The organism is Streptomyces sp. NPDC020362 (assembly GCF_040642095.1).
GTDB lineage: Bacteria > Actinomycetota > Actinomycetes > Streptomycetales > Streptomycetaceae > Streptomyces.
In genome coordinates this window covers 1-20,687 of the sequence record NZ_JBFAET010000052.1, presented here as the reverse complement: position 1 = coordinate 20,687, position 20,687 = coordinate 1, and the positions used below count along the sequence as shown (strand labels likewise).

23 protein-coding genes are annotated in these 20,687 nt (G+C 70.8%); 16 read left to right on the top strand and 7 right to left on the bottom strand.

Annotation, left to right across the window (positions count from 1 at the left end; genetic code table 11):
• Positions 1–186 precede the first annotated feature (186 nt).
• Complete coding sequence (mce, locus tag AB0H32_RS20480; RefSeq protein ID WP_361122270.1) at positions 187–627, bottom strand: methylmalonyl-CoA epimerase; 441 nt, start codon at positions 625–627, stop codon at positions 187–189.
• A 148-nt stretch (positions 628–775) separates the two neighbouring features.
• On the opposite strand from mce, the gene AB0H32_RS20475 reads away from it, so the two are divergent.
• The 3 genes from AB0H32_RS20475 to AB0H32_RS20465 all read left to right on the top strand — a co-directional run bounded on the left by AB0H32_RS20475 (position 776) and on the right by AB0H32_RS20465 (position 4,496).
• On the top strand, positions 776–1,975 hold the full coding sequence (locus AB0H32_RS20475; RefSeq protein ID WP_361122267.1) for an acetyl-CoA C-acetyltransferase: 1,200 nt from the start codon (positions 776–778) through the stop codon (positions 1,973–1,975).
• A 138-nt stretch (positions 1,976–2,113) separates the two neighbouring features.
• Entirely contained in the window at positions 2,114–3,070 is a 957-nt protein-coding gene (meaB, locus tag AB0H32_RS20470; protein WP_361122264.1) for a methylmalonyl Co-A mutase-associated GTPase MeaB, read from the top strand.
• A gap of 181 nt (positions 3,071–3,251) precedes the next feature.
• Positions 3,252–4,496 (top strand): MFS transporter, encoded by a 1,245-nt coding sequence (locus tag AB0H32_RS20465; protein ID WP_361122261.1) that lies wholly within the window; start codon positions 3,252–3,254, stop codon positions 4,494–4,496.
• 84 nt (positions 4,497–4,580) lie between these two features.
• Here the strand turns inward: AB0H32_RS20465 and AB0H32_RS20460 are convergent, their stop codons facing one another.
• From AB0H32_RS20460 to AB0H32_RS20445, 4 genes are all read right to left on the bottom strand, one after another.
• A complete protein-coding gene (locus AB0H32_RS20460) occupies positions 4,581–5,057 on the bottom strand; it encodes a MarR family transcriptional regulator (RefSeq protein ID WP_361122258.1) in 477 nt (158 codons plus the stop codon).
• A 92-nt stretch (positions 5,058–5,149) separates the two neighbouring features.
• Positions 5,150–5,956 carry an AIM24 family protein gene (locus tag AB0H32_RS20455; RefSeq protein ID WP_361122255.1) on the bottom strand — a complete coding sequence of 269 codons (807 nt, stop codon included), beginning with the start codon at positions 5,954–5,956 and terminating at the stop codon, positions 5,150–5,152.
• Positions 5,953–6,603, bottom strand: a complete 651-nt coding sequence (locus tag AB0H32_RS20450; RefSeq protein ID WP_361122252.1) for an AIM24 family protein — start codon at positions 6,601–6,603, stop codon at positions 5,953–5,955. The genes AB0H32_RS20455 and AB0H32_RS20450 overlap by 4 nt, the downstream gene beginning before the upstream one ends.
• 1 nt (position 6,604) lies before the next feature.
• A complete protein-coding gene (locus AB0H32_RS20445; protein WP_361122355.1) occupies positions 6,605–7,237 on the bottom strand; it encodes an AIM24 family protein in 633 nt (210 codons plus the stop codon).
• A 194-nt stretch (positions 7,238–7,431) separates the two neighbouring features.
• Between AB0H32_RS20445 and AB0H32_RS20440 the strand changes: the two genes are divergently transcribed.
• The 4 genes from AB0H32_RS20440 (at position 7,432) to AB0H32_RS20425 (ending at position 9,712) form a co-directional block, all read left to right on the top strand.
• Positions 7,432–7,782: a DUF3817 domain-containing protein gene (locus tag AB0H32_RS20440; RefSeq protein ID WP_361122249.1), complete on the top strand. Its 351-nt coding sequence runs from the start codon at positions 7,432–7,434 to the stop codon at positions 7,780–7,782.
• Entirely contained in the window at positions 7,779–8,072 is a 294-nt protein-coding gene (locus tag AB0H32_RS20435; RefSeq protein ID WP_361122246.1) for an MTH1187 family thiamine-binding protein, read from the top strand. Before AB0H32_RS20440 ends, AB0H32_RS20435 begins: the two co-directional genes overlap by 4 nt.
• Positions 8,073–8,217: 145 nt before the next feature.
• Positions 8,218–8,970 carry a hypothetical protein gene (locus tag AB0H32_RS20430; RefSeq protein WP_361122243.1) on the top strand — a complete coding sequence of 251 codons (753 nt, stop codon included), beginning with the start codon at positions 8,218–8,220 and terminating at the stop codon, positions 8,968–8,970.
• A gap of 28 nt (positions 8,971–8,998) precedes the next feature.
• Positions 8,999–9,712 (top strand): TetR family transcriptional regulator, encoded by a 714-nt coding sequence (locus AB0H32_RS20425; RefSeq protein ID WP_361122240.1) that lies wholly within the window; start codon positions 8,999–9,001, stop codon positions 9,710–9,712.
• A gap of 112 nt (positions 9,713–9,824) precedes the next feature.
• Here AB0H32_RS20425 and AB0H32_RS20420 read toward each other — a convergent pair whose 3' ends face one another.
• A complete protein-coding gene (locus AB0H32_RS20420) occupies positions 9,825–10,805 on the bottom strand; it encodes a DUF5937 family protein (RefSeq protein ID WP_361122237.1) in 981 nt (326 codons plus the stop codon).
• 99 nt (positions 10,806–10,904) lie between these two features.
• On the opposite strand from AB0H32_RS20420, the gene AB0H32_RS20415 reads away from it, so the two are divergent.
• The 5 genes from AB0H32_RS20415 (at position 10,905) to AB0H32_RS20395 (ending at position 15,498) form a co-directional block, all read left to right on the top strand.
• Entirely contained in the window at positions 10,905–12,146 is a 1,242-nt protein-coding gene (locus AB0H32_RS20415; protein ID WP_361122234.1) for an MFS transporter, read from the top strand.
• An 11-nt stretch (positions 12,147–12,157) separates the two neighbouring features.
• A complete protein-coding gene (locus tag AB0H32_RS20410; RefSeq protein WP_361122231.1) occupies positions 12,158–12,667 on the top strand; it encodes a MarR family transcriptional regulator in 510 nt (169 codons plus the stop codon).
• Between the two features lie 43 nt (positions 12,668–12,710).
• A complete protein-coding gene (locus tag AB0H32_RS20405) occupies positions 12,711–13,049 on the top strand; it encodes a DUF3817 domain-containing protein (RefSeq protein ID WP_361122228.1) in 339 nt (112 codons plus the stop codon).
• Positions 13,050–13,165: 116 nt separating this feature from the next.
• Positions 13,166–14,866, top strand: a complete 1,701-nt coding sequence (locus tag AB0H32_RS20400) for a methylmalonyl-CoA mutase family protein (RefSeq protein ID WP_361122225.1) — start codon at positions 13,166–13,168, stop codon at positions 14,864–14,866.
• A gap of 23 nt (positions 14,867–14,889) precedes the next feature.
• A complete protein-coding gene (locus tag AB0H32_RS20395; RefSeq protein ID WP_361122222.1) occupies positions 14,890–15,498 on the top strand; it encodes a hypothetical protein in 609 nt (202 codons plus the stop codon).
• 6 nt (positions 15,499–15,504) lie between these two features.
• On the opposite strand, the gene AB0H32_RS20390 is transcribed toward AB0H32_RS20395, so the two are convergent.
• Positions 15,505–16,128, bottom strand: a complete 624-nt coding sequence (locus tag AB0H32_RS20390) for a TetR/AcrR family transcriptional regulator (RefSeq protein ID WP_361122219.1) — start codon at positions 16,126–16,128, stop codon at positions 15,505–15,507.
• 209 nt (positions 16,129–16,337) lie between these two features.
• Between AB0H32_RS20390 and AB0H32_RS20385 the strand changes: the two genes are divergently transcribed.
• The 4 genes from AB0H32_RS20385 (at position 16,338) to AB0H32_RS20370 (ending at position 20,593) form a co-directional block, all read left to right on the top strand.
• Positions 16,338–17,309 carry a tetratricopeptide repeat protein gene (locus tag AB0H32_RS20385; RefSeq protein ID WP_361122216.1) on the top strand — a complete coding sequence of 324 codons (972 nt, stop codon included), beginning with the start codon at positions 16,338–16,340 and terminating at the stop codon, positions 17,307–17,309.
• 622 nt (positions 17,310–17,931) lie between these two features.
• The gene (locus tag AB0H32_RS20380) at positions 17,932–18,570 is read left to right on the top strand and encodes a DUF6230 family protein (RefSeq protein ID WP_361122213.1); all 639 of its coding nucleotides are present in this window, start codon (positions 17,932–17,934) and stop codon (positions 18,568–18,570) included.
• Between the two features lie 117 nt (positions 18,571–18,687).
• A complete protein-coding gene (locus AB0H32_RS20375) occupies positions 18,688–19,242 on the top strand; it encodes a DUF6114 domain-containing protein (protein WP_361122210.1) in 555 nt (184 codons plus the stop codon).
• Positions 19,232–20,593 carry a hypothetical protein gene (locus AB0H32_RS20370; protein ID WP_361122206.1) on the top strand — a complete coding sequence of 454 codons (1,362 nt, stop codon included), beginning with the start codon at positions 19,232–19,234 and terminating at the stop codon, positions 20,591–20,593. The genes AB0H32_RS20375 and AB0H32_RS20370 overlap by 11 nt, the downstream gene beginning before the upstream one ends.
• Positions 20,594–20,687 lie beyond the last annotated feature (94 nt).

The following is a 20,687-nucleotide window of genomic DNA, read 5'->3' as shown; positions in this document are numbered from 1 at the left end:
TCGCAAGCTTCTCCAACGAGCTCCGTCCATCCGCCGAACGGAGCCCCCGGGGAATGGTGTCAGATCAACGGCGGAGCACGGGCTGTTGCCCCGACGCTCGTCCCCCGAAACCCGGACCCCGGCGTGCGGCCACCCGGCCTTGTGAGGGCGACCGCCCCCAACCCTACCGGCCCTTATGTACGGGGGTCAGTGCTCGGGCGACTCAACAGGGGCCGAAGTGACCAGTTCTGTCAGGACACCGTGACAATCCTTCGGGTGCAGGAAGGTGATCCGCGACCCCATGGAGCCGATCCGTGGCTCCTCGTACAGAACGCGTACGCCCTTTTCGCGGATGGCGGCTGCGTCCCCGTCGACATCTGCCGTACCGAAAGCGATGTGGTGGACGCCCTCGCCGTTCTTCGCCATCCACTTGCCGACCGCCGAGTCCTCCCGGGTCGGCTCCAGCAGCTGGAGGTAGGAGGCGCCGCCGTCGGACGTCTCGTTGATCTTGAGCATGGCTTCGCGCACGCCCTGCTCCTCGTTGACCTCGGTGTGGAACACCTCGAAGCCGTAGGTGGCGCGGTAGAACTCGATGGTGGCGTCCAGGTCGCGACAGGCGATCCCGATGTGGTCGATTCGCGTCAGCATGGATTCAGTGCAGCGCTCCCGAGGTGGTTACGCAACGTGCGCGCGATCACACCGACGGCCCGATGACGGCACGGAGTGCCATCAGTACATTCGAAGTAAACCCTCGTTCACTCCTCGGCTGTGCAGGCCGGTAAGGGGATCGCAGCTCATGTCTTCTGGAACGACCAGCTCTGTGATCGTCGCGGGCGCCCGTACGCCCATGGGGCGGTTGCTGGGCTCGCTGAAGTCCTTCTCCGGAGCCGACCTCGGCGGCTTCGCGATCAAGGCCGCCCTCGACCGTGCGGGCATCGGTGGCGACCAGGTGCAGTACGTGATCATGGGGCAGGTGCTCCAGGCCGGGGCAGGGCAGATCCCGGCCCGCCAGGCAGCGGTCAAGGCCGGCATCCCGATGAACGTCCCGGCGCTCACCATCAACAAGGTGTGTCTGTCCGGCCTCGACGCCATCGCGCTCGCCGACCAGCTGATCCGCGCCGGCGAGTTCGACATCGTGGTCGCCGGCGGCCAGGAGTCCATGACCAACGCCCCCCACCTGCTGACGAAGTCCCGCGAGGGCTTCAAGTACGGCGCGGTGGAGATGCTCGACGCGATGGCCTACGACGGCCTGACCGACTCCTTCGAGGGCGTCGCCATGGGCGAGTCGACGGAGAAGCACAACACGCGCCTCGGCATCCGGCGTCCCGAGCAGGACGAGATCGCCGCGCTGTCCCACCAGCGTGCCGCCGCCGCGCAGAAGAACGGCATCTTCGAGGCCGAGATCACCCCGGTCGAGATCCCGCAGCGCAAGGGCGAGCCCGTCGTCTTCAGCAAGGACGAGGGCATCCGCGGCGACACCACCGTGGAGTCGCTGGGCAAGCTGCGCCCGGCCTTCAGCAAGGACGGCACGATCACCGCCGGCACCTCCTCGCAGATCTCGGACGGTGCGGCGGCCGTGGTCGTGATGAGCAAGGCCAAGGCCGAGGAGCTGGGCCTGGAATGGCTCGCCGAGATCGGCGCGCACGGCAACGTGGCCGGCCCGGACAACTCCCTGCAGTCCCAGCCGTCCAACGCGATCGAGCACGCCCTCAAGAAGGAGGGCCTGGAGGTCTCCGACCTGGACCTCATCGAGATCAACGAGGCATTCGCCGCGGTCGCCGTGCAGTCAATGAAGGACCTCGGTGTTTCCACGGAAAAGGTGAACGTCAACGGCGGCGCCATCGCCCTGGGGCACCCCATCGGTATGTCCGGCGCCCGTGTCGTGCTCCACTTGGCGCTGGAGCTCAAGCGGCGGGGCGGCGGCGTCGGTGCGGCCGCGCTGTGCGGTGGCGGCGGCCAGGGCGACGCGCTCATCGTGCGGGTGCCGAAGGCCTGAGTTCTCGGTGCACCGAGTCCTCCGTACGCCTGAGTTCTCGGTGCGCCCGAGATCTCCGTACGCCCGAGTTCTCGGTACGCCCGAGATCTCTCCACGCCCGAGTTCTCTGTACGTCGGTGAAGTGAACGGAGCTGTTTGATGCAGGACGTCTCCTCTCTGGTGGCCCAGGCCAGGGAAGGCCGGCCGCGGGCCGTGGCCCGGCTGATCTCCCTGGTGGAGGGGGCGTCCCCGCAGCTCAGGGAGGTCATGGCGGCGCTGGCCCCGCTGACCGGCAACGCCTATGTGGTCGGTCTGACCGGCTCGCCCGGCGTCGGCAAGTCCACCTCCACCTCCGCGCTCGTCACCGCCTACCGCAAGCAGGGCAAGCGGGTCGGCGTCCTGGCCGTCGACCCGTCCTCGCCGTTCTCCGGCGGCGCCCTGCTCGGCGACCGGGTCCGCATGTCGGACCACGCCTCCGACCCCGGCGTCTACATCCGCTCCATGGCCACGCGCGGCCACCTGGGCGGCCTGGCCTGGTCGGCGCCCCAGGCGATCCGCGTCCTGGACGCGGCGGGCTGCGACGTGATCCTGGTGGAGACGGTCGGCGTCGGCCAGTCGGAGGTGGAGATCGCCTCCCAGGCCGACACGTCCGTGGTTCTCCTGGCCCCGGGCATGGGCGACGGCATCCAGGCGGCGAAGGCCGGGATCCTGGAGATCGGCGACGTGTACGTCGTCAACAAGGCGGACCGGGACGGCGCCGACGCCACGGCCCGCGAACTGAACCACATGCTGGGCCTCGGTGAGGCCCGAGGTCCCGGCGACTGGCGTCCGCCCATCGTCAAGACCGTCGCGGCCCGATCCGAGGGCGTCGACGAGGTCGTCGAGGCCCTGGAGAAGCACCGCGCGTGGATGGAGGAGCACGGCGTCCTCGCCGAGCGCCGCCTGGCCCGCGCCTCCCGTGAGGTCGAGACCATCGCCGTCACGGCCCTGCGCGAACGCATCGGCGACCTGCACGGCGACCGCCACCTGGGCGCCCTCGCGGAACGCATCGTCGCGGGCGAACTGGACCCCTACCGGGCCGCGGACGAGCTGGTGGCGGGGCTCACCGAGAGCTGACCGCGGCCTGGCCGGTAAACACCGTGGTCAACCCCGGCCGCCCGCTGCTACCTTGATCCGTATGTTCCTCTCCATGGCATAGAGCGCACACCCGCGCCCGCGTACGCAGCCGACGCACGACCGTCGGCCGACGCGGCGCTCAGGTGTCCCCTCTTCATGCCTTCACGTGAGGAACTCCACGATGTCCGCGTCCACGTCGTCGCGCCCTGTCCTGCCCTCGCGGCCCTCCTACGCCGCCGTCCTGCGCGTCCCGCACGCGCGCCGCACCTTCGCCGCCGCGCTGACGGCCCGCCTGTCCTACGGGACGGTCTCGCTCGCGGTGATGCTCTCCGTCACCCGCGCCACCGGGTCCTACGCCGTCACCGGCGCAGTGATGTCCCTGTTCGGGGCCGCGACGGTCTGCCTCATGCCCCTGCGGGCCTCCCTCGTCGACCGATACGGCCCGCGCCGCGCCCTGCTGCCCATGGCGATGGTCTACGGCGCCCTGCTGTGCGCCCTGGCCGCCCTGACCTGGCGCCCCGGGGTACCGTCGGCGGCCATCGCCACGGCCGCCGCCCTCGCCGGCGCCTGCGCACCCCCGCTCGGCCCCACCATGCGCTCCCTGTGGTCCGAACTGGTCGCCGACCGGCGCCTGCTGCAGCGCGCCTACAGCCTGGACGGCGTCGCCGAGGAGCTGCTGTACGTCTCCGGCCCGGCCCTGGTCGGCGTGCTCGTGGGTCTCGCACCGCCGGCCGCGGGCATCCTGCTCAGCGCCCTGCTGATCGTCTTCGGTACGGCCGCGTTCGTCACCTCGCCGGCGATGACCGGTCCGCGCCCCTCGCCGCGCAGGCAGAAGCGGCGCGGAGGCGTCCGTGGCCTGTTCGCGCCGGTCGCCGCGGCCGCGGGCGTCGGTCTGGCCCTCAGCGGCATCGACCTGCTGGTGATGGCCTTCGCCGCCGAGCGGTCCCACGGCACCGCCGTGGTGCCGTGGGTCCTGGGTGCGCTCTCGGCCGGCAGCGCGGTGGGCGGCCTCGTGGGCGGGGCGATCGACTGGCGCCGGCCCGCCCGGGTCAGGCTGGCCGGCTTCGCGGCGGGCCTCGGCCTGGTGATCGCCGCGGCGGGCCTCGCCCCCGGCCTGTGGACGCTCACGGCGGCCATGGCCTGCGCGGGAGCGTTCATCGCCCCGGCCCTGACGACCGCGTACCTGCTGGCCGACGAGACGGCGACAGAGGACTCCCGCACCCAGGCCGGGGCCTGGGTGAACGCCGCCGTGAACGCGGGCGGTTCGACCGGCGCGCTCACCACGGGTCTGCTGATCGGCCGGCTGCCGCTGCCCGTGTGCTTCGCCCTCGCGGGCGCGACGGCGCTCGTGGCTGCCGCTGCTGCGGGCAGTCGTGCCGCTGGGGCGGCACGGGTGGGCGAGGGGGGTTCCCCCGCTCGCGTGTAGTGGGCGGCGGGGGAGGAACCCTGCAGGCGCCGGTAGGCGTCACACCCCCGCCCGGCTGCGACTCCCTGAGGTTCCGAGTGGGCCTCAGGGACGCCCTCGCTGCCCCCTCAGATGCTCGGCGATCGGCTTCAGCGCCTTGTCCAGCTCCGTCAGCGCCTCCGGTGACAGCAGATCGATGAAGTGCTTCCGCACGGATGCCACGTGGTGCGGCGCGACCTTCTTCATCGTCTCCAGACCGTGGTCGGTCAGAACCGCGTACAGCCCCCGCCGGTCCGACTCACAGTTCTCCCGGCGCACCAGATTCGCGTTCTCCATCCGCGTGATCTGGTGCGAGAGCCGGCTCTTGGACTGCAGGGTCGCCGAAGCCAGATCGCTCATCCGCATCCGGTCGTCGTCCGACTCGGACAGATTTACGAGGATCTCGTAGTCGTTCATCGTCAGGCCGAACGGCTGCAGATCCTTTTCGAGCTGGTACGTCAACAGCCTGTTGACCTCCAGGTGGGTGCGCCAGGCGCACTGCTCCGCATCGGTCAGCCAGCGCGTGGCCGTTTCGGTCTCCATGAATGAAGTCTACCTAAGAAGTTGAAAGACGAACTACTTCGGGTGGTGTGACAGTGCGCACGCGTTCGACGTCACACTCCGCAGACTACCGCTCACAGCCCGAAGCGACGCTGGAGGTCCCCCAGCTGTCCGGGAAGGCGCGGTGCGCCCGACGATTGCGGACCGTGTCCGCCCGGTGTCGCTGAGCCACCGCCGGGCACCCCCGGCTCGGCCGGAACCGCCCCCGTTCCCGGTTCGGCCATGAGGGTCTCGCTGGACTGCAGCAGGACCGTCCCGGCGCCCACGAACTCGAACTGGTGCTCCTCGCCGGAAACCCCGCCGAGGCCTGTCATTGCACGTAGACCGCCCAGCACACCCGTCAGGTACCCGTGGTCGTAGTGATGGCAGGGTGACGGGCAGTCGGCCCACCCGACCAGTGCCTGGGGGTCCACCCGGAGCGGAGGTTCCAGGAACACCACCGGACCGTTAGATGCGGCCACAAACTTTCCGGTTCCGATAAGGGTCAGAAAACCCGGCACGATCGACTGCTTGAGCGCGAGACTTGGCTGAAAAGCGAGCAGGTTGCCCGCGCGAATGGTCAAGTTCCCGTCGTCCAGGTCGTAGGAGTTGACGTCGAAGGCCCGGTCGGCCAGCAGCATCTTCCCCGAGCCCGCCGCGACGACCCAGTCGCTCGCGTGCAGAGGCGAATGGAACGAGGTGCGGACAAGTCGGTCGAGTCGCCCGTGCCCGATGCCGTTGAACTCGATCGCCCCGTAGTAGGCGATCATCTTCCCCTTCTGCAGGAACCACTCCCCGCTCTTGAGCTCGACACAGAACGTGTACTTGTTCACGTTGTCGTCGGCGGGCAGTGTCATCGGGTCGTACACCACCGGGCCGCCGGGGGTTCCGTACGCGCTCACAGCTTCTCCTCCGAGGCCTGTACGTACACCGTGCCGCTTCCGCTCAGCTCCAGCTGGAACGCCTCGCCGGAGCCGCGGCCCACCATGTCGCGCCAGCCGAGCGCGGTGGACAGCTTGTTGCGGACCTCGCCGTGGTGGGCGACGTACGCCTGAGGGTCCACGTGGACCGGACGCTGCGGTGTGATCGGGATCTCGAAGACGCCGCCGTGCGCCATCACGGCCACGGACCCGTGGCCCTGCAGTGTCGTGGTGAACAGTCCCTGCCCGGTGACCTGCCCCCGCACCATGCCCATGACCCCGCCCTGCGAGCCCATGAACATCGTGCCCTGCTGGAGGGTGCCCTCGAAGGCGAGCAGCCGGTCGGCCTCGACGTACAGGGTGTCGCCGGAGAGGTTGATGACGTGCACGTGGTGGCCGCCGTGACCGAAGAAGACGGTGCCGCTGCCCTCGACGGACATCAGCGGGGTCGCCTCGCCGGCCACCCGCCGTCCGATCATGGACATCAGGCCGCCCTGGCCGCCCTGGAGGCTGGGGGTGAAGGACACGTCCCCGCGGTAGGCGAGCATCGCCCCGCGCTGGCTGAACAGCCGCTGCCCGGGCAGCACGGTCGCCTCGACCATCTTGGAGTTGATCTCCCGGAAGCTCATCTCACAGGTCCCCCGCGATCGTGTTCCGCTCGCTCGGCTGCACATAGACCAGCCCGTCGCCCTCGAAGCGGATCTGGAAGGCCTCGCCGCCGCCCTCCCCGAAGAACGTGCGGAACGTCACACCGGACTGGAAGGACTGCCGTACGTCTCCCTGATGGGCGATGTACGCGCCCGGGTCGACGATCAGCGGGTACTGCGGGCTGACCCGGAGCACCACGGCCGGGCCGTCCGACATGACGGCGGCCTGCCCGTGCCCCTCCACGGTCGTGGTGAACAGGCCGTTGCCCTGCGAGGCGCCGCGCAGTCCGGTGAACGTCGTGCCCGTTCTCAGTCCCGCGTCGGTCGCGAGGAGGTTGCTCGACTCCACGTAGAGCTTGTCCCCCTGGAGCTGTACGAGATTGATCTCCGAGGCGCGGTCCGCGAACCAGCAGGTCCCCTGCCCTCTCACCTCCATCACCGTCATCTGCTCGCCGGTGAGCCGCCGGGTCACCATCCCCCGCAGCCCCTCGCCGCCACCCGTCAGCTTCTTGAAGGCCATCTGCCCGTCGTACGCGACCATCGAGCCGTTCTTCGCCTTCACGGCATCCCCGGTCATGTCGACGGCGAGCACCTTGCTCCCTTGGAGTCGGAACATCGCCACGCAGCGAACGTAGCGGCGACGCGGGCGGGCGGAACAGGGCCCGTGGGTGGAGAGCGACCCTGACCGCACCCCTAGGGACACCGTTTGCCACAATGGGCGACGCTTGTGCTTCCGTTCACAAAGCGGATCACGAAGCGCCGATCGACGAAGCGACCGCGCCTCAGCGACACTCCCACCGAAGGTGACCCGTGGACATCAAGACCGCATCCGCCATCCGCCGACTCCGCCTCGTCTCCGTGCCGGAGGGCATCTCCTGGATCGTGCTCGCGGCCTGCACGGTCATCAAGTACACGGTGGCCTCGGGCTTCAACGTCGCCCCGGTGCTGGGCCCGATCCACGGCGTGCTGTTCATCCTCTACGTGATCTTCTGGCTGGACGCCTGGAACCGCACGAAGTGGAGCAAGGGGACCGGCGCCCTCTACTTCGCCTACTCGATCATCCCCGGCGGCGGCTTCATCGCCGAGCGGCGGCTGCGCCGTGAGTCCGAGGACGCCGTCATCGCCGCCCGGGCCCGCAAGGAAGGGGTCGTCAACGCATGATCGTCGCCTTCTCCGTGACGCCGCTGGGCGTCGGCGAGGACGTCGGGGAGTACGTCGCCGATGCCGTCCGCGTGGTCCGCGAGTCGGGCCTGCCCCACCGCACCGACGCCATGTTCACCTCCGTCGAGGGGGAGTGGGACGAGGTCATGGACGTCGTCAGGCGGGCCGTCGCCGCCGTCGAGCAGCGCGCACCGCGCGTGTCCCTCGTCCTCAAGGCCGACATCCGGCCCGGGGTGACCGACGGGCTCACCTCGAAGGTCGAGACCGTCGAGCGGCACTTGGCGCGGTAGCGCCGGCGATCTCGCGCGAACCCCGGCCCGCGCGGCCGGGGTTCACTCGTACGCGCGTTTGAGCGATCGCTCAAGGAAGGTGTATTTTTCCCACGCACATCGTTTGAGCAGTTGCTCAAACACTGCTCTGACGTGGGGGAACACCATGGGTCTCTATATAGAGACGCGTATCCGCGCCGACCTGGACGAACTCTGGGCGCGCACCCAGGACCCCGCCCAGCACCGGCGCTGGGACCTGCGGGTCCGGGAGATCCGGTACCTCCCGCGCCCCCAGGGCGAGCCGCGGCGCTTCCGGTACGCCGCGCGCGTGCTGCCGTTCCTCACCGTCTCCGGCACCGGCGTCTGCGCGAGCGAGAAGGAACGCCCCGACGGCAGCCGCACCTCCGCCCTGCGCTTCTCCTCCCGGCACCCGCTCTCCCCGCTCGCCGAGGGCAGCGGCTACTGGCGCTACGTGCCCGAGGCCCAGGGCGTCCGCTTCCTCACCGGCTACGACTACCGTCCCCGCGGGGGCGCCTTCGGCGCGGTGGCCGACCGGCTGGTGTTCCGGCCGCTGACGGGCTGGGCGACCGCGTGGTCCTTCGACCGGCTGCGGCTGTGGCTGGAGCGGGGCATCACCCCCGAGCGGGCCCTGGCCAACTGGCTCGCCGAACTGGCGGTCCGCGCGCTGGTGCTCACCGTGGGCTGCGCCGGTCTGGGCCTTGAGCCCGTCGTCCGCGTCTTCGGCGAGTTCGCGGCCGCCGTGGCCTATCTGTGCCCGCTGCTGCTGATGGTCGTGATGTCGCTGGCCCTCCTGAAGGAGCCGCTCGCCTGCACCCCGGCAGCCCGCCGCTGCCTGCGTTCTCCGGTCACCCAGGCGTGCGCACCCCGTCTTCTGCGCACCCTGGAGAAGCACGGATGACGGCAACGACCTCGGAGGTGACACGCGCATGAGCGCGGAGCGGGGGAAGGACCGGGAGACTCGGGGAAAGGACCGGGAGACGCGGGGCAAGGACCAGGAAACTCGGGGGAAGGCCCAGGAGACCAAGACCAAGCTGCTGGAGGGCGCCCTGCGCACGCTCACCGAGCAGGGCATCGCCAAGACGTCGGCCCGTACGGTCGCCTCGGCGGCCGGGGTCAACCAGGCGCTGGTCTTCTACCACTTCGGATCGGTGGACGAACTGCTCGCGGCCGCCTGCCGATACGGCGCCGAGCAGGCGGTGGCCAGGTACCGTACCCGGCTCGCCGCAGCAGGCTCCCTCTCCGAGCTCCTCGCCGTCGGCCGCGAGATCCATGAACAGGAGCGGACGGGCGGCCATGTGGCCCTGCTCGGGCAGCTCCTGGCCGGTGCCCAGACCCATGCCGCCCTGGGGCCGGCCGCGGCCGCCGGGCTCGACCTGTGGATCGCCGAGATCGAGCAGGTGCTGCGGCGGGTGCTCGCGGCGACGCCCCTGGGTGAGTGCGCCGACCCGGCGCGGCTCGCGCGCGCCGTCGCCGCGTCCTTCGTCGGCATCGAGTTGTACGAGGGTGTCGACGAGGCGGGGGCTCAGGCGGCCCTGGACGCCCTTGAGCAACTCGGTGTGCTGGTCGCGGTTCTGGAGGAACTGGGGCCGGTCGCCCGGCAGGCGGTCCGGCATCGGCTGCGTCGGAAGGATGCGACGTAGGGACACGCCGCGGGGGGTGCGGGTGCTCTCCCGGGTGCGGGTCCGTTGGGGCTGGTTGCGCCCACGCGGCGGAGCCGCATGTCGATACAGCCCCCGCGCCCCTTCGGGGCGCTCAGCCCCCCGACGTCAGCGCCATCCCCAGGGGGGTCCGTTCGTACAGGACCTGGTGGCCGTAGCGGCGGGCCGTCAGCAGGCCCGCGTCCCGTAGGACCGTCAGGTGCGCCGATACGGAGGAGGGGGCGAGCCCGAGGCGGTGGGCCAGGGCGGTGGTGGTCGCGGGTTCGTCGAGTGCGGCCAGGACGGCAGCGCGGTTGGGGCCGAGCAGCCGAACGAGCGCCTGCGGAGTCCGGTCGGCGGGCTCGGCCCACAGCCCGGCGATGCCGCGGGCGGGGTAGACGACCGTCGGCTGCCACGGAGGGTCGAAGCCCGTGATCACGTCGGGCCAGGAGAACACGCTCGGCATCAGCACCAGGCCCTGTCCGCCGAGGTCGCGCGCGTACTCGCCGTGCAGCGGGACTGTCAGCGTCCGGCCGTTCCAGGACAGCCGCGCATCCAGCTCCGACAGCAGCGTGCCGAGCCCCACCTCGGCCAGCCGCCGCGAGTGGAAGGCCACGTCCGCCTCCAGCAGGGCCCGCAGCCGGGGCCACTCCGGCTCGACCAGCACCCGCCAGGCCTCCTGCATCGCGTCCGCCAGCTCCCGCACCATCCGCGCCGGATCCGCGAGCCAGGACCGGCCCTGCGCCGACTCCAGGGCACCCGGGGTGCAGGCGAGCGAGCGTGCGGTGTCGTCCCGGGCCGCGTCCGGATCGGCCCCGCGCACGGCCGCGATCTCCTCCTCGAAGGTCGCCGCGGGAGAGATCGGCGGCGGGCCGAGCCAGTCGGGGGCGTGGCCCCGGCGGGGCATGAGCAGCCACAGCGGGGTCAGGTCGAGACCCGCCGCGGCCGTACGGATCCGCCGCAGCCAGGGCACGTGATAGCCGTGCCGGTCGGGCCGCTTGAGCGTCCGCACCGCCTCCTGCGTCTCCCACAGCGGCGACACGGCGAACCGGCAGCGCAGAAAGTCGTCCTCACCGAAGTGGAGACGTGAGGCCACGGCGATCCCCTCGGTCGGACCGGACACCTGCGGCCTGGAACATTCGGCCTGAGCCGAAACTCTACGTCGCGCGGTGCGGGTGCGGGCACGCTGCGCGGCATGTCCGCATCGTCCGAAGCCGAGGCGCCCGCGCGTGCCGGGTACGGCCGCGTCCTCGCCGTACCCGAGTTCCGGGCGGTCTTCGCCGCCCACGTCCTGTCCATGCTCGGCGTGATCGTCAGCGAAATCGCGCTGTCCGTCCTCGTCTACGACCTCACCCGCTCGCCCCTGATGAGCGCCCTCACCTTCGCGCTCGGCTTCCTGCCCTACGCGGTCGGCGGCACCCTGCTCGCCTCGGTCGCCGACCGCTTCCCGGCCCGCCGGGTACTGGTGACCTGCGACCTGGTGTGTGCGGGGTGCGTGGCGCTGATGGTGGCCCCGGGCGCCGGCATCGCCGTCCTGCTCGCACTGCGCTGCTGCCTCGCCGTCGTCGCCCCGGTGTTCGCCGGCACCCGGATGGCGACCCTCGCGGACGTCCTCGGCGACGGCGAGCCGTTCGTGCTGGGCCGCTCCCTGCTGCGGATCGTCGCCCAGAGCGCGCTGCTGGTCGGCTACGGCCTCGGCGGGCTGCTCCTCACGGTCGTCGCCCCGCGTCACGCGCTGCTGATCACCGTCGGTACCTTCCTCGCCTCGGCGGCGCTGCTGCGCGTGGGCACCCGCCCCCGCCCCGCCCGCGCCCGGCAGCCGGGGGAGCCCGTGCCCGGCGCCCGCCGCCTCCTCGCCGACCGGCGCATCCGCGTGCTGCTCCTTCTGTTCTGGGTGCCCGCGATGTTCTCCGTCGTCCCCGAGGCGCTGGCCGCGCCCTACGCCGACGCGCTCGGCGCCGGATCCACCGGCCTCGGCCTGCTGATGTGCGCCCTGCCCGTCGGCACGGTGGCCGGCGAGCTGTACGCAGGGGCGCGGCTCGGTTCCGCGGCCCGGGAGCGGATCGCGCTGCCGTTGCTGTGCCTGACCCTGCTGCCCTACCTCGGCTACGCGCTGCACCCCGGCCTGGCGCCCTCCCTGCTGCTCCTGCTGCTGTCCGGGGCGGGATCGGCGTACACGCTGGGCCTGGACCAGTGGTTCGTCCGGGCGGTGCCCGAGGAGCTGCGCGGGCGGGCCATGACCGTGCTCAGCGCGGGGCTGATGACGATCCAGGGCGTCGGCATGGCGCTGGCGGGGGTCGCGGCCCAGGTCATGGGGGTGCGGGCGGCCGTCGTGGGGGCCGGGGTGCTCGGTGTGCTGTGCTGCGGCGCCCTCGCCATGGCCTGCCGGGCGACCGAAGACCGAGACAGAGCTGACCGCCATATGACCGGCCGGTAGGGTCTGATGACGTGCCCAAGCCTCTCAGTCTTCCGTTCGACCCCATCGCCCGTGCCGACGAGCTCTGGAAACAGCGCTGGGGAAACGTGCCCGCGATGGCTGCGATCACCTCGATCATGAGGGCGCAGCAGATCCTGCTGGCCGAGGTCGACGCGGTGGTCAAGCCGTACGGTCTGACCTTCGCGCGCTACGAGGCACTGGTGCTGCTCACCTTCTCCAGGGCCGGGGAGCTGCCGATGTCCAAGATCGGCGAGCGGCTCATGGTGCACCCCACGTCCGTGACGAACACCGTGGACCGGCTGGTGAAGTCCGGTCTGGTGGCCAAGCGCCCCAACCCCAACGACGGCCGCGGCACCCTCGCCGTCATCACCGCCAAGGGCCGCGAGGTGGTCGACGCGGCCACCCGCGACCTGATGGGGATGGACTTCGGCCTCGGGGTCTACGACGCCGAGGAGTGCGCGGAGATCTTCGCGATGCTCCGTCCGCTGCGGATCGCGGCACACGATTTCGACGAGGAGTGACCCGGGTCAAGATCTCCCGGAACGGGTGGTTACGCTCGTCGGCATGAAGAAGAGCGTGCTGACCCGCTACCGCGTCCTGGCCTATGTCACCGGTGTGCTGCTGGTCCTGCTGTGCCTGAGCATGATCGCGAAGTACGGGTTCCACATCGACGGTGCCGCCGACGTCACCCGGGTCATCGCCATCGCGCACGGCTGGCTGTATGTCGTCTACCTGGTCTTCGCCTTCGACCTGGGCTCCAAGGCGAAGTGGCCGGTCGGCAAGCAGCTGTGGGTGCTGCTGGCGGGGACGATCCCGACGGCCGCCTTCTTCGTCGAGCGGAAGATCAGCCGCGAGCTGGCGGCCGGGGCCGCCGGCCCGGCCCCGGCCGTCGCCAAGGTCTAGAGCCTCCTCCGGCCGAGCGGGGGCCCGGCGTCGCTCCGGGCCCGTCACCGCCGTACGGCACTCGTACGGCGGTTGCCCATCGACATTTACTAGGACGTCCTAGTAAATTCGAAGGTATGGACGCTCACGCCATCGAGGAGGGCCGCCGGCGCTGGCAGGCCCGCTACGACGCCGCGCGCAAGCGCGACGCAGACTTCACCACGCTCTCCGGCGATCCCGTGGAGCCGGTGTACGGGCCCCGACCGGGGGACACGTACGAAGGATTCGAGCGGATCGGCTGGCCCGGGGAGTACCCCTACACGCGCGGGCTCCATCCGACCGGCTACCGGGGGCGCACCTGGACGATCCGGCAGTTCGCCGGGTTCGGCAACGCCGAGCAGACCAACGAGCGGTACAAGATGATCCTCGCCGCGGGCGGCGGCGGCCTGTCCGTGGCCTTCGACATGCCGACGCTCATGGGCCGTGACTCCGACGACCCGCGCGCGCTCGGCGAGGTCGGGCACTGCGGGGTGGCCATCGACTCCGCCGCCGACATGGAGGTCCTGTTCAAGGACATCCCGCTCGGTGACGTCACGACCTCCATGACCATCAGCGGGCCCGCCGTGCCCGTCTTCTGCATGTACCTGGTCGCCGCCGAGCGGCAGGGCGTGGACCCGTCGGTGCTCAACGGCACGCTGCAGACCGACATCTTCAAGGAGTACATCGCCCAGAAGGAGTGGCTCTTCCAGCCCGAGCCGCACCTGCGCCTCATCGGCGACCTCATGGAGCACTGCGCGGCCGGCATCCCCGCCTACAAGCCGCTGTCCGTCTCCGGCTACCACATCCGCGAGGCCGGAGCGACGGCCGCGCAGGAGCTGGCGTACACGCTCGCGGACGGGTTCGGGTACGTCGAGCTGGGCCTCTCGCGCGGGCTCGACGTCGACGTGTTCGCGCCCGGGCTCTCCTTCTTCTTCGACGCACACGTCGACTTCTTCGAGGAGATCGCCAAGTTCCGCGCGGCGCGGCGCATCTGGGCGCGCTGGATGCGTGACGTGTACGGCGCGAAGAGCGACAAGGCACAGTGGCTGCGCTTCCACACCCAGACGGCGGGTGTCTCGCTGACGGCCCAGCAGCCGTACAACAACGTCGTCCGTACGGCCGTGGAGGCGTTGGCCGCGGTGCTCGGCGGCACCAACTCGCTGCACACCAACGCCCTGGACGAGACCCTCGCGCTGCCGAGCGAGCAGGCGGCGGAGATCGCGCTGCGCACGCAGCAGGTGCTGATGGAGGAGACCGGGGTCGCCAACGTGGCCGACCCGCTGGGCGGTTCCTGGTACATCGAGCAGCTGACGGACCGGATCGAGGCGGACGCGGAGAAGATCTTCGAGCAGATCAAGGAACGGGGACTTCGGGCGCACCCCGACGGACAGCACCCGATCGGGCCGATCACCTCGGGCATCCTGCGCGGGATCGAGGACGGCTGGTTCACCGGGGAGATCGCCGAGTCCGCCTTCCAGTACCAGCGGTCGCTGGAGAAGGGCGACAAGCGGGTCGTGGGCGTCAACGTCCACACCGGGTCCGTCACCGGGGACCTGGAGATCCTGCGGGTCAGCCACGAGGTGGAGCGGGAGCAGGTGCGGGTGCTCGCCGGGCGCAAGGCCGGGCGGGACGAGGGCGCGGTACGGGCCGCGCTGGACAGCATGCTGGCCGCCGCGCGCGACGGCTCCAACATGATCGGCCCGATGCTGGAAGCCGTCCGGGCGGAGGCCACGCTGGGCGAGATCTGCGGGGTGCTGCGGGACGAGTGGGGGGTGTACACCGAGCCCGCAGGCTTCTGAGTCCTGTTGGCGCCGGGGGGATCGTGACCGACGACAGGGTGCCGGCTGCCCGCTGGGGAGACAGGCCGGAGTCCGTGTCCGGGTGCGCCGGGCGGCTGGCCCTGTCCCTGACCGGGCTGGCCGCTCTGCACCCCGGCCTGCGGGAGTGGAACGGCCTGGTCGGGGACGACGGGAGCGTGCCCCCGGGGTCCTGGCCGCTGCGCCCGGAGCCGGCGGAGCTGGAGCGGTTCGTGCGAGCCGGTGACGAGGGAAGGTGGGGCTTCCGGCTGTCCGTCCTGTCACCGTCCCTCGACCTGCCGATGTCCGTCGACAGCGGCCGCGAGGGCATGTGGGACATCGAGAACAGTGCCTTCCTGTGGTTCAGGGATCCCGCCGGGAGCGTCGTGCGCGACCTCGGCCCGGAGGTGATCGAAGGCCCGCCGGCGGCGGTGGTCGAGGCGTGGGAGCCCGAATGGGCCACCTTCATCGGCCTCTCGGCGTGGGAGGCCGAGGGCGGATGGCGGCGGAGCCGGCCCATCGGCCTCGCGACCTACGTGGCCGGCTCTCCGGCGGAGATCCTGGCGGAGGTCCCCGGCCTCGCCGTACGGGACCTGGGGCGCGGGGTGCTGCTCACCCGCCCGTGGGCCGGGTGATCCGGCTCAGCCGTCCGTGGCGCCCGTGAGGCCCAGCAGCAGTACCCGCGTGAAGTCGTGCACCCACTCCTCGTCGGCCGGTTTGCCGCTCACCAGGGTGCGGTGCACGACTGCTCCCGCCACCATGTCGAAGATCAGGTCCCCCGTGCGGGTGGCCTCCGCCTGGTCCGGTTCCGGCGGGAGTTCGCCGCGGCACTGCGCCCGCGCGCGGCCCTCCAGGACCAGGCCCATCTGGCGTTCCACGATGGACGCGCGGATGCGCTCGCGCAGCGCGTCGTCGCGGGTCGACTCGGCGACCACCGCCATCAGGCCGCTCTTGGCCTCCGGACGGGCCAGGATCGCCGCGAACTGCAGGACCACGCCCTCGATGTCGGCGGCCAGGCTGCCGCGGTCGGGCAGTTCCAGCTCGTCGAAGAGTTCGGCGACCGCGTCCACCACCAGCTCGTGCTTGCCGGCCCAGCGGCGGTAGAGCGTCGTCTTTGCAACCCCGGCCCGCGTCGCCACGTCTCCGAGGGTGAGCCTGGACCAGCCCAGCTCCACCAGCGCCTGGCGCGTGGCCGCAAGGATCGCGGCATCCGCCGCCGCGCTGCGCGGGCGTCCGGTACGGCTGGCGGGGGTGCGGCTCTGCATCCCACGACCATAACCGGCCGTTCTCCCGGCGTCGTGAGAGAGATCACCGGGGCGTGGTGTCGCGAGGGCCCCGCATGGCATTACGCTACGAGTCGTAGCGAAAGCTCGTGAGGGACGTACACGGGCGACGGCCACCGGCGCGCGGTGGGGACCCTGCGCCACCCACACCACTTTTTCCTTCATGCACCGGATCGGGGGAGGATAGACGCATGCAGCCACGGAACATGTCCATGAGCGGCGTCGTCGACCTCGCCGCGGTCAAGGCGGCCCAGGAGGCCAAGACCAAGGCCGAGCAGGTGCGCGCCGAAGCCGCCCGGCAGGGCGGGGCGGGGGCCGTCTCCCCGGCCGATCTCGTCATCGACGTCGATGAGGCGGGATTCGAGCACGAAGTCCTGCAGCGCTCCGCCGAAGTACCCGTCGTCATCGACTTCTGGGCCGAGTGGTGTCAGCCCTGCAAGCAGCTGAGCCCGGTCCTGGAGCGGCTGGCCGTCGAGTACAACGGGCGCTTCCTGCTCGCCAAGGTCGACGTCGACGCCAACCAGATGCTGATGCAGCAGTTCGGGGTCCAGGGGATCCCGGCCGTCTTCGCCGTCGTCGCGGGGCAGGCGCTGCCGCTCTTCCAGGGGGCCGCCGGCGAACAGCAGATCCGGCAGACCCTGGACCAGCTCGTACAGGTCGCCGAGGAGCGCTTCGGCCTGACCGGTCTGGCCGTCGACCCCGACGCGCAGCCGGGCGACGGTGCGCAGCAGGCGGCGCCGGCCGGACCGTACGACGCCCTGCTGGAGGCCGCCGTCCAGGCGCTGGACGCGGGAGACCTGGGCGGCGCCGTCCGGGCGTACCAGAACGTGCTGAGCGACGACCCGGCCAACACGGAGGCCAAGCTCGGTCTCGCGCAGGCGGAGTTGCTCCAGCGGGTGCAGGGCATGGACCCGCAGCAGGTGCGCAAGGAGGCGGCCGACAAGCCGGCCGACGTCGACGCGCAGATCGCCGCCGCCGATCTCGACCTGGTGGGCGGTCATGTCGAGGACGCCTTCGGGCGGCTCATCGAGACCGTGCAGCGCACGGCGGGTGACGACCGGGACGCGGTGCGGCGCCGGCTGCTGGAGCTGTTCGAGGTCGTGGGCCCCGAGGATCCGCGGGTGGTCGGGGCGCGCCGGGCGCTGGCGCGGGCGCTGTTCTGACCAGTTACTAAACGCCACGGCTTGTGATGCCGAGGTGAAAGATTTGCCGACGAGGCGTCAGGGCGACTCCGCTTTGCCAAATCTTGGTAATTGGAGCTGCTGTTACTCCGAGTAAATCAGAGCCGTTGATCTGTCTGGTTTCGTCCAGGGATCAACGGCTTTGCTCTGCCCTCGGATGCCACCCAGGGTTGTACTCCGAGACCGCTGGGTCGTTGTTCGGTTATCCGGCCGTTACTAGCGAGTAACGAACCCCCTTGTGCCCGGCGCGAGAATGCACCACGATCGGCCACGCTCGGTCCATTCCCGCACCCCCGGCAGCCGGTCGGGTCACGGGAGACTCTGGGTCCCCACCGAGCAGAGTCGGCGGCAGTGGCGCCGGCTCTTGGGCAGGGGGGTCTTCGTCGCAAGGCGAAGCCTGTCCAGAAGGTTGTGCGTGATGCGTGTCAGGCGCGACCAGTGGTTGTCGCTCGGGGGTGATCGCCGGTGATTCGGGCGCGGTTCGTGTCTTCGAGTGCAGGCGCTCTCCTTCCCGAGGACGTAGCACTTCTCCCATCCCTGCCTGGCTGAGCCGCCGACTGGGGCGAGTCCGGGCCAGGAGATGTACGTCCGAGAAGGAGGAAATATGGAGTCCCAGGTGCGTGGCGGGACCAGATGGAAGCGGTTCGCTGTGGTCATGGTGCCCAGCGTCGCCGCGACGGCCGCGATAGGTGTCGCCCTCGCGCAGGGCGCTCTCGCCGCTTCGTTCAGCGTCTCCGGGCAGTCGTTCAAGGTGTCGGCCGACGAGCTGGTCGGTACCGGCTTCTCGCAGTACGGCGCCATCGACAGCGGTTACACGCTGGACGGCAAGAAGACGGCCCACCCGGTGGCCGTCTCGGCGTTCAAGCACGCCGACATCACCAACCTGTGCCAGTCCGTGGTCACCCCGGACGTGCCGATCTTCGGATCCGTCAGCCTGATCCTGAGGGCCGGCGGCGCGGGTGCCGACAAGGTCCAGGCCGACAACATCTACATCGATGTTGCCGACCTCAACGCCGACGCGACGTTCGACAACATCGACATCGGTGTGGCTGCCAAGGACGCCGGCAAGGGTCCGGGCATGAAGGGCGGGGGCGAGCAGGCCAACCCGTACGGCTTCGCGCAGCAGGCCGACAAGGCCACGCTGGAGAACGTGAAGCAGACGGCGTGGGCCACCACCGCCGGAACCTTCAAGCTGAGCGGCCTGAAGATGTCCGTGTCGACGGGTTCGCACGAGTGCTACTGAGCACTCGCTGATGGGCGGGGGAGCCGGTGGCGCCCCCGCCCGTCCACACTTCGGCCGCGTCTTCACGCGCGGCACACATCACCACCACAGCAACGCCGCACCAGGGAGCTGTTTTCCATGAGCGCCGAGACTCCTGCCGCAACCGGCCAGTTCACCGCCCGGAGGCTGCAGTTCCGCGCCTGGCGGGGCAGCCGTCCGTTCTGGGCCGGTCTGTATGTCCTGCTCAGCGGTCTGCCGATCATGTACTTCCCGTACTTCCATCTCCAGCTCGGTCATCTGACGCTGGCCATGGCGACCACGGCCGGAGCGGGATCCCTGATCATCGGCGTGCTGCTCGTCGTCCTGGGCATCAGCCTCTGGTTCCAGAAGCACGTACGGACCTTCGCGGGCGTCGCCGCGATCCTGCTGGCGCTGGTGTCCCTCCCCGTGTCCAACTTCGGCGGCTTCGTCATGGGCTTCCTGCTCGCCCTCATCGGCGGAGCGATGGCCGTGGCCTGGTCGCCGGGCACACCGCCCCAGCCGGAGCCGCCGGCCGATGCCGCACCGGGCGAGGGTGGTTCCCCCGAGGCCGCACCGCTGCCCCCTCAGGGCGCGGACGGGGTGAACGCGATGAGTGACCTGTCAGGAACGAGCCCGGCCAACGGGGCGAACGGGAGGCACAGTGCCGGCTGACGAGGTGGCCCTCGGGACCGATGTGGACGGGTCCCGTGAGAGAACCGGGCCCCGCCACGCGGCACCCAGGAAGCCGCTGTTCACCAGGTTCCACATGCCGGCCGGCAAGGCCATCGCCTCCGTGGCGATGCCCACGGCGGTCCTGATGGGGATGGGCTTCACGTCGAGTCTCGCCCTTGCCGACAACGGCGGTACGTCCACGTCCAACAGCCAGAAGGCCGCGGAGTACAAGGATTGCGTCAAGGCGCTGGACGGCTCCAAGGACGCCTCGGCCTCGCCCTCGCCGTCCGCGAGCGAGTCCACCGGCACGGCCACGCCGAGCCCGACGGCCTCCGCCGACGGCAAGGACGCGAAGGACACCACCGGCTCGGGCCAGACCTCTTCGCCGGATTCGGGTTCCGCCGACAAGGCCACGCCCAAGCCGACGCCGTCCTCCGGCTCCGGTGCGGGATCGGGCTCGTCGGACTCGGGCAGCAAAGACACGGCCACGCCCACGCCGTCGGCGACCCAGAGCAGCGGTGGCGGCCTGCTGGACACCATCGGCACCACGATCGGTGACATCGGCAACGTCCTCACCGGCGGGGGCAAGGACTCCGGCACGTCCGCGAGCCCGACGCCGTCCGCGTCCCCGTCGTCCTCGTCGGCCGGTACCTCCGCAAAGACCGACTCCGGAACGGCCGACTCCTCCGGCACGGTCGGGGACACGGTGACCAAGGCCGCCGAGAAGGCCACGGACACCGTGAAGGACACCACCGACACGGCCTCCAAGACCGTCAAGGACACGGCCAAGACGGCCACGGACGCGACCAAGGCGGCCGGTGACGCGGCCGCGTCGGCCACGCCCAGCCCCTCCGCGAGCTCCACGACGTCCGCGGACGACTGCCCGGCGGCCACCGACGACAAGAGCGGCGTCGACAACAAGGTGCCGGTGGCGGACGACCCCTGGTACCTGAACGCCAGCTCGCTGTTGCTCAAGGGCGCCGACTACCAGGGCATCGTCGAGGTGAAGACGGCCGGCGGCACCACGAAGAAGGTGCTGAAGTACGTCATCTCCGGCGGCACGGACATCGGCGACCTGCACCAGACCGTGAACGACAAGCAGTCGGGCAAGACCTACCACGTGCAGGCCTCCGCCGGCTCGACGTCCACGATCCGCAACGGCGACACCGTGATGTACACCGAGAGCATCTCGGGCAACCTGTTCGGCCTGATCCCCGTGACGTTCAGCCCGGACAGCCCGCCCCCGCTCAACATCCCGCTGATCTACTTCACCCATGTGAAGGTGGTCCAGGCAGCACAGTTCGGCGGCTCCCTGCACGTGCCCGGCATGCACGTGTACACCACCGACTGAGCGCCCGCACAAGCCCGTTCGGGAGCCGCACGCCGATGGCCGCGCCACCCCCCAAGCCCGCCCGGCCCCAGCACAGACCCCCCACGGGGGCGAT